Below are 13,088 nucleotides of genomic sequence, written 5' to 3'. Positions count from 1 at the left end.
AATTTCAGTAGAACGAGTCGAATTATTCGATGGATTCGTGAGAATAGTTGACCTATTTAATCGAATTCATCGAATAATTGGGCCGTTCTTTCTGGAATTTAGGCCGAAATAGTCTTAAGTCCGACAGGCTCCTATCTCCTGCATCCATGCAGTCGTACTGCGTTAAACTTCCTTGACGTAGAGAAACTACGCCTTCCTCAGTTTGCCTTGTATATGACCGCTTTTCGGTAGCACTGAGCCGCAAAACAAAACGTCAACAGCCCCCGGCCTTTTAATTCCATGTATCATTGCCCCCAGTGATATTTGGGAGACAGAAGATGGCCAAAGGCTTATTGAAACACCAGGAACGACAGGCGGCTCTTAACCTGATGGGTAAAGATCTTGCCCGCAGGGCCAGTTCAAAGTGTGAGCTTTGTGAAGCATCTGGCGTTCCTCTGAAAACCTATGAAGTGGCTCCTGTTCCCGCAGAGCCGGACTTTGAACACTGTCTGATGACCTGCGAGATCTGCAGGGATCAGCTTAACCTTTTCGAAAAGAAACCCGCCAAAATGAACGCTGACCATTGGCGTTGTCTGGGGAAAACCGTCTGGAGTCAACTTCCTGCTGCCCAGGTGATGTCTGTCAGAATCCTTCGCCAGATGTCCGAGCAATACCCCTGGGCTGCAGAAACCCTCGAGCACGTGTTCCTTGACCCTGAAATAGAGAGCTGGGTTCAGAAAACGGACTGAACCCTGTTTCTCTCTGCCTGATGGTCGATACAGAGCTGGATAACAATGTTTTCAAGAGCGTTTGTATCCTATGTCAGGCAGACTTCTACCCAGCCTATTGATCCTGTTTATCACCACCACTCTTGGTGTGCAAACTGCCTGTGCAGAGCTGTTCAAGGCCGCACTGGATGAAAGTGAATGGCGCTTCCAAGGCACCCCTTTTCTATGTGAACTGACACATCCTGTTCCGAGATTCGGCCAGATTCACTTCCTGGCTGAAGCAGGTGAATCCCTGAAAATGGCGATTGAGTCCCCCTGGATGAGGGACTTTACCGGCTCACTTACCTTTGGCACTTCACCCGCTCCCTGGCAGCATGATCAAAGGCCAGAAATCATCGGCATGAAAAATTTTGTTGAACAAAATGCCCCCATTACTCATGGAGTATTGAGGTTGCTGGAGAAAGTCCAAAGTGGACACTGGGCTGAATTGAATCTGCAAAGACCCGATCATCCATTGTGGAAAATTCGACTCTCGGGTGTCGGGTTCAGCGAAGCTTATTTGCCTTTCAATCGTTGCCGTACTCAACTTCTACCCGCCAACTTTGACCAACTTCGCTTCACAACCGTTCTGTATCGAAGTGGCAAATCCATTCTGACGAAAGCCCAGAGAAAAGAACTGGATAAGATCATCCGCTATATGAAAAAAGACCCCAGAGTTGTCCGAATAGAAGTAGACGGCCATAGCGACCGGATAGGAACAGCCCTGAAAAACCGCAAAATTTCCCGACTCAGAGCCGAGAGAATCCAGAATTATCTGCGTGAAGAGGGTATTTCAGAATCTCGCATCGTTTTGCGTTTTCACGGCTCTCGATATCCACTGAATAACGGCAGTAGCAAAGAACTCCGTGCCAAAAACCGTCGAGTTGAACTCCGTTTGGTACGCCTAATAAATTCTGAAAACTGACCGGAAAGTGATTTCCGGAAAATCTCTTCTCGTGCAATAAAGAAACCCCTCTCAAAGTCGATAGAAGCTAGGAGCCTGATCTGGGATAGACAGCTTGGCCTAAAGTCCAGAAAGAACGGCCATCTTTTCCACTTAATTCGTTTAAATAGATGAACTATTCGCACCAATTAAGTGAAAAAGCTGACTCGTTCTACTGAACTTTATACTCAAGCGCTATCCCAGATCAGGCTCCTTGCGGAAAACCTTTTCCGTTTTCTTCACCCATTTTTTCTTCTTGATCTGACCGGGAATGGAATGAGCAACAAAGGCCATATTCTTATTGTGGGAGACAAACCGGAAGGCAATTCTGACCTTCGGGAAAAGCTCAAAGATGCTCATTACCGGGTTGAGCAGATCGTATCGGCTGAGCGTGCATTAAAAATCCTGCACAAAGGCATGGTCGATCTGATCATTGCCGACTTCCAACGTTCACCACAAGACAGTCTGGGTTTTCTCAATAAGATGAGAGCCCTGAATAACAAACCACCAGTCATTATTACTGCCGACCAGCCAGACATTCAGCAGGCAGTCGCCGCCATGAAAGCGGGCGCTTCCGATTACTTTGCAGACTCAGACAACAATGATCAGTTATTAGAACTGATGGAAAAGTGCCTCAAAACTTCTGATTCTTCTGGAACAGCCCCTATTGCAGTGTCTGCAACCAGTCAGAAAACTCTGAAGATGGCTCAGCAGGTCGCCCAATCCAATGCCACAGTATTAATCACGGGCGAATCAGGCACCGGCAAGGAAGTACTGGCTCGTTATATCCATCATCAATCACCCAGAAACTCCGGCCCCTTCATTGCCATTAACTGTGCAGCCATACCCGACAATCTGCTTGAATCCGAGCTATTCGGCCATGCTAAAGGATCGTACACAGGCGCTCACTCTGATCAGGCTGGCCGTTTTGAACAGGCTAACTCCGGGACTTTACTGCTTGACGAAATTGGCGAGCTGCCATCCAGTCTTCAAGCAAAACTGCTCAGGGTGCTTCAGGAAAAAGAAGTAGAAAGAGTCGGCGGACGCACCAGTATAAAACTGGATGTCAGAGTCCTTGCCGCGACCAACCAGAATCTTCAGGAAGCCGTGCAAAACGGTCAGTTCAGGGCCGATCTGTTTTATCGCATCAATGTTTTCCCTCTCACCTGGGCCCCATTGAGAGAACGCAAGGAAGACATCATCCCTCTTGCCGAGTACTTCCTGGAAAACCTGGCCAGTGAACGAAGCATTCTGCTGTCACAGGAAGCCAGAGAACAACTCAGTGCCTACCAGTGGCCGGGCAATGTCCGTGAGCTGGAGAATGTGATTCAACGGGCTTTGGTCATGTGTCAAAACAATATGATTTCTGCGGGCGATCTGATGCTGGAAGTGCAGGTCATACATTCTACAGATTCTCAGCTGATGATTCAGGAACCTCCCCGGAATTCCCTCTCCCAATCCGGTGAAGTCAGCCTTGAGTCAAAGCGAAAGCAGGAAGAATTCAAGCACATCATCCAAACCCTTCGGTGTCATAACGGACACCGAAGTAAAACCGCTGAAGCTTTGGGTGTCACAACCCGAACTCTGAGAAACAAACTGGCAGAAATGCGCAAAGAAGGCATGGATGTAGAAGCAATGATCAAACAGTCTACGGCACAGGAGAAGCACTGAACATGGAAAACTTGAGCACCAGTGGCATTGCCCAGGATGTGCAGGAGCTGATCAACGTTGTTAATAAAACAGGCAAACCAGGAACGGTTGCCCCTTCTGACGCCATCATTAATGAAGATACACCGGGTTTTGGCGAGTTAATGAAATCAGCCCTGGACAGCGTTAACCAGCAACAGAAAACAGCTGCTGGATTAATGACAGACATTGAAACCGGTAAAAGCAAAGATCTGCTGGGTGCCATGCTGGCCAGCCAGAAAGCCAGCTTGTCATTCCAGGCTCTGGTGCAGATCAGAAACAAGGCTGTTGCCGCTTATGAAGAGATTATGAGGATGCAGGTGTAAACCTCACCTCAACACCATGAGCGATGATAATCGTTTTCAACGATCAGGTAATGAAAGCATTTTACGGTCAATAAACAGGCCAGTGACCAGGAACAAGAATCATGGCTGAGAAGAAAAAGCAGCAAGAGGAAACTGTCATCGAGCATGAAGAGGCGCCGCAATGGCAGCGCATGCTTGAGCAGATTCCCGGTTTCTTCAAGGGCAATGCCCGCAACCAGGGCATACTTCTGATTGCCTTGTCGGGCACCATCGCTCTGATAATGGTTCTGTTTATCTGGAGTCAAACCAGTAACTGGCAACCATTGTATGGCAACCAGGAGATGTACGACGCCAGCAGTATCAGTCAGGTACTGGAAGCTCGCCAGATCAATTACCGGATTCACCCTGATACGGGGCAGGTCATGGTTGACGCCAGCGAACTCAGCACAGCCAGAATGCAACTCTCTGCTGCTGGTATCAAAACAGGTCTTCCTGAAGGCCTCAAAGTACTGGAAAAAGAACAGGGTCTTGGTACCAGCCAGTTTATAGAAAATGCGCGCTACCGCCATGGACTGGAAGGTGAGTTGGCAAAGACCATCATCAGCCTTAAGCCCATACGAAATGCCCGGGTACATCTGGCTTTACCCAAGCGTACTGCTTTTGTAAGAAAACAGGCGAAGTCCTCTGCCTCTGTTTTTGTCGACCTGTTTGCCGGTGGGCAGCTGGATAACAAACAGGTCGAAGCGATAGTCAATCTGGTCGCTGGCAGTGTTCCCGGACTGGAGAAAAAAGATATTTCCGTGGTGGATCAGCAAGGTAACCTGCTTTCGCGGGATATTGCCATGTCCAGTGGCAGTATGGCTATGGCCAATGCCCAGCTGAAATACATTAAAGGCGTGGAGCAACATTACATTGAGCGGGTCAACAGCCTGCTGGATCCTATTATTGGTGCCCGAAACTTCCGGGTGCAGGTTTCTGCCGACGTGGACTTCAGCCGGGTTGAGCAGACTGCTGAACAATACGATCCCGATCAGAAAACCGTTCGTAGTGAAAAAGGTCGGGAAAGACTTTCTATTCTACCAGAAGCTATAGGTGTTCCTGGCACTTTGAGTAATATTCCACCTGAGACAGGAGAAATCCAGAATATAGAAGTACCAGAAAGCTTGGTTCAGGATGAATACACTCGTAACTATGAGCTGAACAAAACAGTACGCTACACCTCTTTTCAACAAGGCCGGGTTCAACGCATCAGTGTCGCGGTCGTTCTGAATAAAAGTCCTGCCGCCGTTGCCATTGCGGGTGAATGGAATCAGGAGAAGCTGGATAACCTTAAAGAGTTGATCATGGATTCCGTGGGACTGCCCGCTGAAATGGCCGATCAAGTCAGCCTGCATACGGCTTCCTTCATCGAAGTGCCTGAAGCTGAATTCACCGCCCCCGTCTGGTGGCAACAGCCGGAAATCGTAACCTACGCACGTTATGGCGCAGGGACTTTACTAGGCCTGGCTGCCATTATTTTTCTGTTAAGACCTTTGGTACAGCAGACCTTGCCAAAGCAGGCGGCTCTCAAACGTGAAGAAGCTCTCATAGAACAACAGAATCAACAGAAAGCCGCACTGGACCACCCTGCCGTTATGGATGAAAACACAGCGCTCCTGCCACCGGAGCTGGCTGATTTTGATACACAGCTTGGCTATCTGCGAAAACTTTCTACCAAAGAACCAGAGCGGGTTGCCCAAGTCATCAAACTCTGGATGAAATCAGGAGGAAATTGATATGTCAGAAGAACTGTCTTCAAGCCCTCATGAAGTGGCGGTTTTATTATTAAGCCTGGGAGAAAAAGGGGCTGCCCAGGTCTTTAAGCATTTGTCGTCCAGAGAAGTCAGACAGATCAGTCAAACCATGGCCAACATGCCGCCCATGAAACGGGATGAAGTCCAAAATGTCATGAATCACTTCTTCCATGAGTATCGATATGAAGTGGGTATTGCCGGGGGCACCCGAAACTATCTGGAGAAGTCCCTGAAAATAGCCATGGGAGACAAGGACGCCAAAAACCTGATGGACTCCATTTATGGTGAGGAAAATACCAGCAGTCTGGAAATGATGAAGTGGATGGAACCTTCAGCCGTTGCGGAACTGATTGTGAATGAACATCCCCAGTTACAGGCCGTTGTACTCACCTATCTTGAACCGGGTCAGGCTGCATTGGTGCTTCAGCGATTACCTGAACGTTGTCATGAAGATCTGTTAACACGCATCGCCAAACTGAAAGAGCTCCACCCCTCTATTGTTCAGGAACTCAATGTCATATTCGACGACAGTGTTGGTTTGATTTCAACCAGTCAGAACACTTCAGTCAGTGGTCTCAGACAAGTGGCTGACATCATGAACCGGATGAATGAGTCGTCGGTCTCTCACATGCTGGAGCATTTCAAGGAGCAGGACAGTGATCTGGCAGATCGTATCGAACAGCAAATGTTTGTCTTTGAGCACTTCAGTCGTCTGGATGAAGATACTATTCGAAAAATTATTGAAGAAATCCCACAGAACACATTATCTCTGGCACTGAAAGGTGCTTCAGAGCCTATCAGTAGCAAGTTTATCAACACCATGACGCGTCGTGAGGCTAAATATCTGCAGGATGATATGGACAGCCTGGGCACCGTTCGCTCAAGTCAGGTACAGCAAGCCCGTCAGGAAATTCTCAATACCGCCAGAACGCTGTCTCAGAATGGCCAGATTGAACTGAACCTCAGTGACGAAGATGAAATGATTGAATAACGATTCAGGGATGAATCCAAAATGAAAAGAAACGCCACCATTTTCAAGTCAGGCACGACTGAATTTCAGCGTTACTCATTGCCTTCAGCCAAGGATGAGAGCGAGTCATTTCCTGCCCCGGAAACAGTTTCGGAACAGACCGCACCACAGGAACAGCAGGTGTCTGCGGCCATGACCCTTCAGGATCTGCAACAAAGCAGGCAGGAAGGTTATGACGACGGTTATCGCACCGGACTGGAAGCCGGACGCATCCAGGGTATCAAGGAAGGTCACGAACAGGGGCTTAAACAGGGTATCGAAGAGGGTTACATACAGGGACAGGATAAGGGTTATAGAGATGGCCTGAGTGCGGGTGAAGAAGAGCTTCAGAATGTGCTTCGTAACCTGGACCTGAACCTGCAAAACATTCAGCAATACTACAAAACCCGCAAGGATGAGTTGAGCTACTGGCTGTCAGCCCTGATAGAAGAAGTGAGCCGACAGGTCATTCGTACTGAACTGAAGCTGCAACCTGAAATGATCATGAATATTGTCAGGGAAACACTCACGCACCTGCCCGATGAAAACAGCCAGCTAACCATTCATATGCATCCGGAAGATGTCGCACAGTTGAGAAAAGCCCGGGCGGACTTCAGCAACACCTGGACGCTGCTGGAAGATGATCAGGTGGCCCAGGGGGATTGTCGGGTCATTACAGAAACTGCAGAAGCCAGCGCCAGTGTTGAAGAACGACTCTCTGCCTGCATGGAGATTCTGAGAGAAAGCCTGCCCGAGGAGCTCGACAGGAGTCTGGCATGAATCATTTGGGGAGCAAACCAGAAGACAGATCCACTGACAGAGGCAAAGAAGCACCCCCTGTGCCTTCAACAGTGGACATTATGCGACAGAAGCTACAGAAGATTCCTGTGGCCAGGGTTTTTGGTCGCCTTACCCGAATGAAGGGCCTCATTCTTGAAGCCGGAGGATGTCAGCTGGCCACGGGGCAACGCTGTTTTATCGATACTCATTCGGGAAGCCGGGTAGAAGCCGAGGTAGTGGGCTTTTCTGACAACATTCACTACCTGATGCCTTTAACCCGAACCGAAGGTCTCAGTCCTGGTGACCGGGTCGTTCCTATGGATCAGGATAATACCATTCCAGCCGGTGACGAACTTCTGGGACGAGTCATCAATGGTTTGGGTGAACCTATTGATGGAAAACCGATCAATATCAAAAACCGGATCGGTCTGTCCTCCCAACCGATGAACCCTCTGATTCGACAACCTGTCAAGGAGCCACTGGATGTCGGTGTCCGTTCAATTAATGGCCTACTGACCGTCGGTAAAGGGCAAAGAATGGGGCTGTTCGCAGGCAGTGGGGTTGGCAAAAGTGTTCTGCTGGGCATGATGACTCGAAACACTACTGCAGACGTCACTGTAGTGGGACTTATAGGCGAGCGTGGCCGTGAAGTCAGGGAGTTTATTGAACAAACTCTGGGACCGGAAGGTTTGAAGAATGCCGTTGTTGTCGCAGCGCCCGCCGATGAATCACCGGTACTCCGTCTCAGGGCTGCCAAGGTTTGCCATCGCCTGGCTGAGCACTTTCGTGATCAGGGCAAGAGTGTCTTGTTGTTAATGGACTCTTTGACTCGATTTGCTCAGGCCCAGCGTGAGATATCCCTGTCTGTCGGAGAGCCACCTGCGACAAGAGGTTATCCACCTTCTGTATTCAGCCAGATTTCAGAATTGCTGGAACGGGCAGGCAATGGCTCTGAGAGTCAGGGCTCTATAACGGCTATTTACACCGTTCTAATGGAAGCTGACGACCTTCAGGATCCTATTGCCGATGCCTCCAGAGCCACTCTGGATGGGCATATTGTTCTTTCCAGACCTCTGGCAGACAGTGGTCTCTATCCCGCCGTGGATATTGAAGCCTCTATCAGCCGAACCATGCCAAATGTTGTCTCTGAACAACAACAAGCTTCTGCACGATTATTGAAGTCGCTTTACTCACGCTATAGCCAGTCCAGAGATCTGATGGCCGTGGGTGCTTATCAAAGGGGAACAGACCCTGAGCTGGATCGTGCCATTGACTCCTACCCGGATATTCATCGCTATCTGCAACAAGGGATGTACGAGCAGATCCCATTGGACACGTGCATCAGCCAGCTGCTTCAGCTCTGGCCTGCAGCACCTTCTGAGAACCACTGCAGGGCTGAGACCATTGGAGGGCAACCATCATGACCTCTGTGAAGCTATTGGCTCGCTGGCTGCAGATGCAGCAATTAAGATATGACAAGGCCCTGAGCCAGGCGATGCTGGCCAGACAAGAGTTTCAGAAACAGCAGCAACAGCTGGATTACCTGCAACAGGTTCAATCTGACTACGATTGTGCCGAAGGCACCACCATGAAGAGCGTCGCTCTGGCAGGACGCAAGAACTTTCAGCAGTTTGTTCAAGACATGTCGGATAAACAAAGTCTTCAGGTACAGCAGGTGGAAGAGAAATGGAAAAACCTGACAGAGAAGCTCACTGCTGAAAAGAAAAAGCTGCAGTCCATAGAAAAATTACTGGACCGGCAGGTGAAAAAAGAACAAAAAACAGCCTATCGTGCTGAAGCCAAGACACTGGATGAATGGCAGGCCCACAGGCACACTGAAAGAACGGATTAGAACATGGACTCATTATTTCCTAGCCGGGAAGGCACTCCATTCCCATCGCTAAGCACCGAAGAGTCTCCTTTGGCATCGCTTCAATCAATGAGGCTGGGTAATGAAGTCGTATTTACCCCGAGGAAAGAAGGCACTTTCAAAGGTTATTCTGTGTGGGTCCACGAAGGCACCAAAAGCCAACCTTTCAGAGAAAATGAAGTACTGATAGAAAACCGAAGGCCTATTCCTAACAGGACATTGTCAGAAAGAACCGTCATCGTCGAAAAATGCGATGACCGATCCTGGTATACTCAGTACTTCTTCGGCAAGTTCATCACCTGGCTGACGGAACCTAAAGAGTATCAGACTTACCTGAATGAAGTAGATGACTATAGGGCGGCTTGTACCAAAGACAATATCTCAATCGCAGAAAAACTGCGCATGCTGTCTTCGCTGACCCAACATTGTAAAAGCGTCGTTCATTATCTGGAAAGCAAACAGCATGGCTGGATGAAGTTCACTGATCTGGATCAGGCCCGACTGGATACTTTCCGTGAAGAACTCAAGAAACTGGAACATGAAACCTGGTATATCATGGGCCTGGAAGACCCTGAAAAAGGTAAAATTTATACCTCTGAAGATGAACAGCCTTCAAAAGAAAATTATGCCAGCGGCCAGTCCGCAACCGTCGCCAGAGTGAAATACAAAAATGGCTTTGAAGCGGTTTTTAAACCCACCAGCCATCAGCACACGGTTGAATCGGCTGCGGCAGACAGATTCGGATTACTGGAAACCCAGGGTGATATCAAGCCCATCATAACCCAACCCAATTCTGGCTTTAAAGAACATCAGTGGCAGGATCTGAAAACCTCCAGAGAGGTGGCCGCTTTCCACGCACTGGACGAACTGTTAGGTATCCATGTCACGCCAAAAACCCGGTTCACCCCTGGTGAGGAAACGGATGTTCTTAGTGAAGAACTGGCTGTAGACAGTTACAACATGTTCGAACAAGAAGCAGAATTTGTTTCAGACGATGCCCAGGCCCGCCTCCGGCCCAGATTATTGGAAATCTACAACACGGAAGTAGCTGGGCATGAGCTTGACCTACAGGTCTCCCATGAGTTTCCAATAGGTCAGGATCCCACAGAAGAAGAACGAGAACGGCTTCACCTTCAGGGGGAAGTAGTCCAGCAGCAAAAAGAAGATGGTTCCATTGTTCTGATTGCCTGGAGCAATCGTTTTCCTGAGGGCTACACTCCCACTCAGGAGGAGCTGGAGAGAATGCACCTGCATGGGATGCTCAGCATTAGAAAGCTGACTCCCAGAATCGTTCCGATCTCCCCTTCTTCAAAAACCATGCAGACCTGTATGTCTAATCTGCAACTGCTGGACTTCCTGATGGGCACCAGTACCCTCCAGCCCAGAAAATTTAAGTTCTATGAAACAGAGGATGAAGAGGGTCTCCCAGACTGGAGACCGGAAGTTTCCAATGTTAAACAACAATTTTTCAAGGCAAACTTTGGGGCCAGTATTCCCAAGCGAATCGACCGTGATACCGCTCAACGTATCCTGGTCACTTCGACTGAATCCGTCACTGAATTAGCAAAAGCACACCAGCTGTCTGACCAGCAGGCAGCCTTCATGCGAGAGCGCTTTGAGCATCTGAAGACCATCATAGATGCCACCAACAGAGACATTAAAATTCCAGAAGAAAGCAGCCAACACATCAACGGCAAGCTTTATCTGATTGGGGACTGGAATCAGGACGTACTCAACAACTCTGCCCTTGATAAAGGCAGTTATATGAGTGAATACGTTCTCAATCCCAAATTGAAAGTTCAGCCTTTTGAATCTTTGTCTGCCGCGCAGGCAAAGCTGTCTAACAGGGCGGTACTGTTCTGTGAACTGGACAGCCTGATGGGCATCAATCTGACACCACCCACCTGGTACTCAGAGCACAGGGGTGAAAATGGCTACTGCCAGGAGTTTGTAAAAGATGCCAAAGAACTGGTGACCGAAAAGCCTGTTCCACTGGCGGACGATCGACAGGCAGATTACCACGAGCAAGTTCCGGACATTGTCAGGGGAGTGGCTAAGATCAATGGCTATGAAATTGACCCCCAACATCAGCCAGAAGATATTCAGGCGCTTTCTGACGCCCAATTGAAACAACTTCATAGAGAAGGTCACCTGAAAGTCACACAAGCCAGAACCGTGGATGTTCTAGCACTGGAATCAACGGCACCGGAATTACAAAAGTGTATGGCTAACAGCCAACTGTTGGACTTTATCACCGGTAGTGTTGACCGAAACCCGGGCAACTTCCTTTATGTGGAGGAAACTCGAGGGGATGGCTCGAAGGTTTGGGTACCAAGAATGATCGATAATGATCTGAGTTTTCTTGCCAGACTGGTCAGCTCCAACCCAATGGATATGAGCATTAGAGACATGAACAGCCAGCATGCTTCTATTGGCTTCCCCGCCCAGATTGATCAAGAGACGGCCAGACATATCGTCAAAATTGATCCAAAAGAGCTGATTCTTCTGGCCCAGGTTCACCAGCTCCATATTACTGAAATCGCTGCTCTGGTGGATCGCTTTAGAGCCCTGAAAGAAACACTGGAATATTTATTAGAAGTCAGAGAAACCCTTCAGAAATTAGTCGCTGAAGACAACCCTCCTGGGGTTAATCAAGCTCTGGAAGCCTGTTTGCTGGGTAAGGATACTCCGCAAGACCGGGAAGCTGTGGAAACCCTATTAGGTGATTTGGATTATTTTCAGGGAAGAGCAAGCCTTGTAGCGTTCTTACAGGGTGAAAGAGTACCCTCAAATTGCAGAAATTACTTAAAGGGAGATATCCAGCTGGTTGATCGATGGGATTATCGAACCTACCAGCATGCCATACAAGATTCGAACAGCTACGTTCGCCGACATATTCTAGAGCGTCGCATTGAGGAACTCCCCAGTCTGAAGGACACCAATCCTGAGTTACTGGCAAAAACACTGTATGAATTGATGCACACACTGGGTTCCAAATCTCCGGCAAGTGCGCTTGTGAGATACCGGCCCAATGAGGTCTGTGAAATGATGGAGGTTTATTCACAAAAATACGGTGTTAAAACCTTTGCCGAAGCCCATCAGCTCACTAGCTTTGTGAACGAATACTTTACGCTGCGAATGCAGTTTGAACAGCATCGCTTCGAAAGAAACGGTAATCCTGTTGAACTGGTACCAGGACCCCAATTGGAAGCAGGGAAAGCCCTGCTTATCCACAAAATGTTGGGGAAAGGGTGCTCCGCTCAATCTCTGGGACATGTGATCTATTGGACTCAGGTCGACCGATTGCAAAGCTACGAAGTTTTTCATTCCCTGATGACCCAGCTTCAGGCACGACTGCAAAAAGAGAAGCCCCATCAACACAAGCGACCCTCGTTTGAATTCAAGAAGGCCTTTCCCGAGCTATGTGGTCCGGACATTCCTAAACAACGAAGGGCTCTGTTGGAGTTCTGCTTCTCTACCTTCAGCGATCAGACTGCTCCTGAAGTGCCCATAGCAATGATGCGTCTATGGGACAGAATGCAGCAGATAATGGATTCTGCGCCTGAGGAAAGTTGGGCCATCGTTAATAGCGAAGAATTTACTGAAGCTCTTGATACGTTGACCACTACCCCAGACCTTCTTCAAACGCTCACAAATCGCCTGCAAGGTCAGGACATGGGAACATGTACCAACGTTCTCAGAGGTCAGCTTCTGCCACAGAGGGCGGCTGGAGAACCTGCTCGTGATCCAGCAAAAGAGCAAGATGCGGTTGAGTTATTGGCGAAGTGCTTTAACCCTGTACTGCCGTGAATAAGCAGTAATACCAATAGAATTTTCTAACTACCGTAATGAGCATGGCAAGCTGGACATCAGAGCAAGGCGGAACGACGAGTAATAGCTAGCTATTGCGAGGAGTTCCAACGCAGGGCTGTTGTTCAGATTGTCAGCACAATAGC

Annotated in this window: 10 protein-coding genes; all 10 read left to right on the top strand. The window is 48.8% G+C overall.

Going from position 1 to position 13,088, the window contains the following annotated elements; translation table 11 throughout:
* Window positions 1-317 precede the first annotated feature (317 nt).
* The 10 genes from ACR2PX_RS11035 (at window position 318) to ACR2PX_RS10990 (ending at window position 12,942) form a co-directional block, all read left to right on the top strand.
* Window positions 318-728, top strand: coding sequence for a phnA protein (locus ACR2PX_RS11035; RefSeq protein WP_433999411.1), 411 nt, complete (start codon window positions 318-320; stop codon window positions 726-728).
* A 70-nt stretch (window positions 729-798) separates the two neighbouring features.
* The gene (locus ACR2PX_RS11030) at window positions 799-1,671 is read left to right on the top strand and encodes an OmpA family protein (RefSeq protein ID WP_433999410.1); all 873 of its coding nucleotides are present in this window, start codon (window positions 799-801) and stop codon (window positions 1,669-1,671) included.
* A gap of 294 nt (window positions 1,672-1,965) precedes the next feature.
* Complete coding sequence (locus ACR2PX_RS11025; protein WP_433999409.1) at window positions 1,966-3,360, top strand: sigma-54-dependent transcriptional regulator; 1,395 nt, start codon at window positions 1,966-1,968, stop codon at window positions 3,358-3,360.
* 2 nt (window positions 3,361-3,362) lie between these two features.
* Complete coding sequence (fliE, locus tag ACR2PX_RS11020; protein ID WP_433999408.1) at window positions 3,363-3,701, top strand: flagellar hook-basal body complex protein FliE; 339 nt, start codon at window positions 3,363-3,365, stop codon at window positions 3,699-3,701.
* Between the two features lie 101 nt (window positions 3,702-3,802).
* Window positions 3,803-5,455, top strand: a complete 1,653-nt coding sequence (gene fliF, locus ACR2PX_RS11015; protein ID WP_433999407.1) for a flagellar basal-body MS-ring/collar protein FliF — start codon at window positions 3,803-3,805, stop codon at window positions 5,453-5,455.
* Window position 5,456: 1 nt separating this feature from the next.
* Complete coding sequence (gene fliG / locus ACR2PX_RS11010) at window positions 5,457-6,464, top strand: flagellar motor switch protein FliG (RefSeq protein WP_433999405.1); 1,008 nt, start codon at window positions 5,457-5,459, stop codon at window positions 6,462-6,464.
* Between the two features lie 21 nt (window positions 6,465-6,485).
* Window positions 6,486-7,262 (top strand): FliH/SctL family protein, encoded by a 777-nt coding sequence (locus tag ACR2PX_RS11005; protein ID WP_433999404.1) that lies wholly within the window; start codon window positions 6,486-6,488, stop codon window positions 7,260-7,262.
* On the top strand, window positions 7,259-8,686 hold the full coding sequence (gene fliI / locus ACR2PX_RS11000) for a flagellar protein export ATPase FliI (protein WP_433999403.1): 1,428 nt from the start codon (window positions 7,259-7,261) through the stop codon (window positions 8,684-8,686). The genes ACR2PX_RS11005 and fliI overlap by 4 nt, the downstream gene beginning before the upstream one ends.
* Window positions 8,683-9,114, top strand: coding sequence for a flagellar FliJ family protein (locus ACR2PX_RS10995; RefSeq protein WP_433999402.1), 432 nt, complete (start codon window positions 8,683-8,685; stop codon window positions 9,112-9,114). Before fliI ends, ACR2PX_RS10995 begins: the two co-directional genes overlap by 4 nt.
* A gap of 3 nt (window positions 9,115-9,117) precedes the next feature.
* Window positions 9,118-12,942, top strand: coding sequence for a hypothetical protein (locus ACR2PX_RS10990; protein WP_433999401.1), 3,825 nt, complete (start codon window positions 9,118-9,120; stop codon window positions 12,940-12,942).
* Window positions 12,943-13,088 lie beyond the last annotated feature (146 nt).

The organism is Endozoicomonas sp. (assembly GCF_051008435.1).
Taxonomy (GTDB): domain Bacteria; phylum Pseudomonadota; class Gammaproteobacteria; order Pseudomonadales; family Endozoicomonadaceae; genus Endozoicomonas_A.
This window is presented reverse-complemented; position numbering and strand designations above follow the sequence as displayed.

Coding starts and splice junctions, on each gene's coding strand:
- ACR2PX_RS11005 (WP_433999404.1), top strand. CDS start 6,486: ATGAAAAGAAACGCCACCATTTTCAAGTCAGGCACGACTGAATTTCAG.
- ACR2PX_RS11025 (WP_433999409.1), top strand. CDS start 1,966: ATGAGCAACAAAGGCCATATTCTTATTGTGGGAGACAAACCGGAAGGC.
- ACR2PX_RS11035 (WP_433999411.1), top strand. CDS start 318: ATGGCCAAAGGCTTATTGAAACACCAGGAACGACAGGCGGCTCTTAAC.
- fliI (WP_433999403.1), top strand. CDS start 7,259: ATGAATCATTTGGGGAGCAAACCAGAAGACAGATCCACTGACAGAGGC.
- ACR2PX_RS11030 (WP_433999410.1), top strand. CDS start 799: ATGTCAGGCAGACTTCTACCCAGCCTATTGATCCTGTTTATCACCACC.
- ACR2PX_RS10995 (WP_433999402.1), top strand. CDS start 8,683: ATGACCTCTGTGAAGCTATTGGCTCGCTGGCTGCAGATGCAGCAATTA.
- fliG (WP_433999405.1), top strand. CDS start 5,457: ATGTCAGAAGAACTGTCTTCAAGCCCTCATGAAGTGGCGGTTTTATTA.
- ACR2PX_RS10990 (WP_433999401.1), top strand. CDS start 9,118: ATGGACTCATTATTTCCTAGCCGGGAAGGCACTCCATTCCCATCGCTA.
- fliE (WP_433999408.1), top strand. CDS start 3,363: ATGGAAAACTTGAGCACCAGTGGCATTGCCCAGGATGTGCAGGAGCTG.
- fliF (WP_433999407.1), top strand. CDS start 3,803: ATGGCTGAGAAGAAAAAGCAGCAAGAGGAAACTGTCATCGAGCATGAA.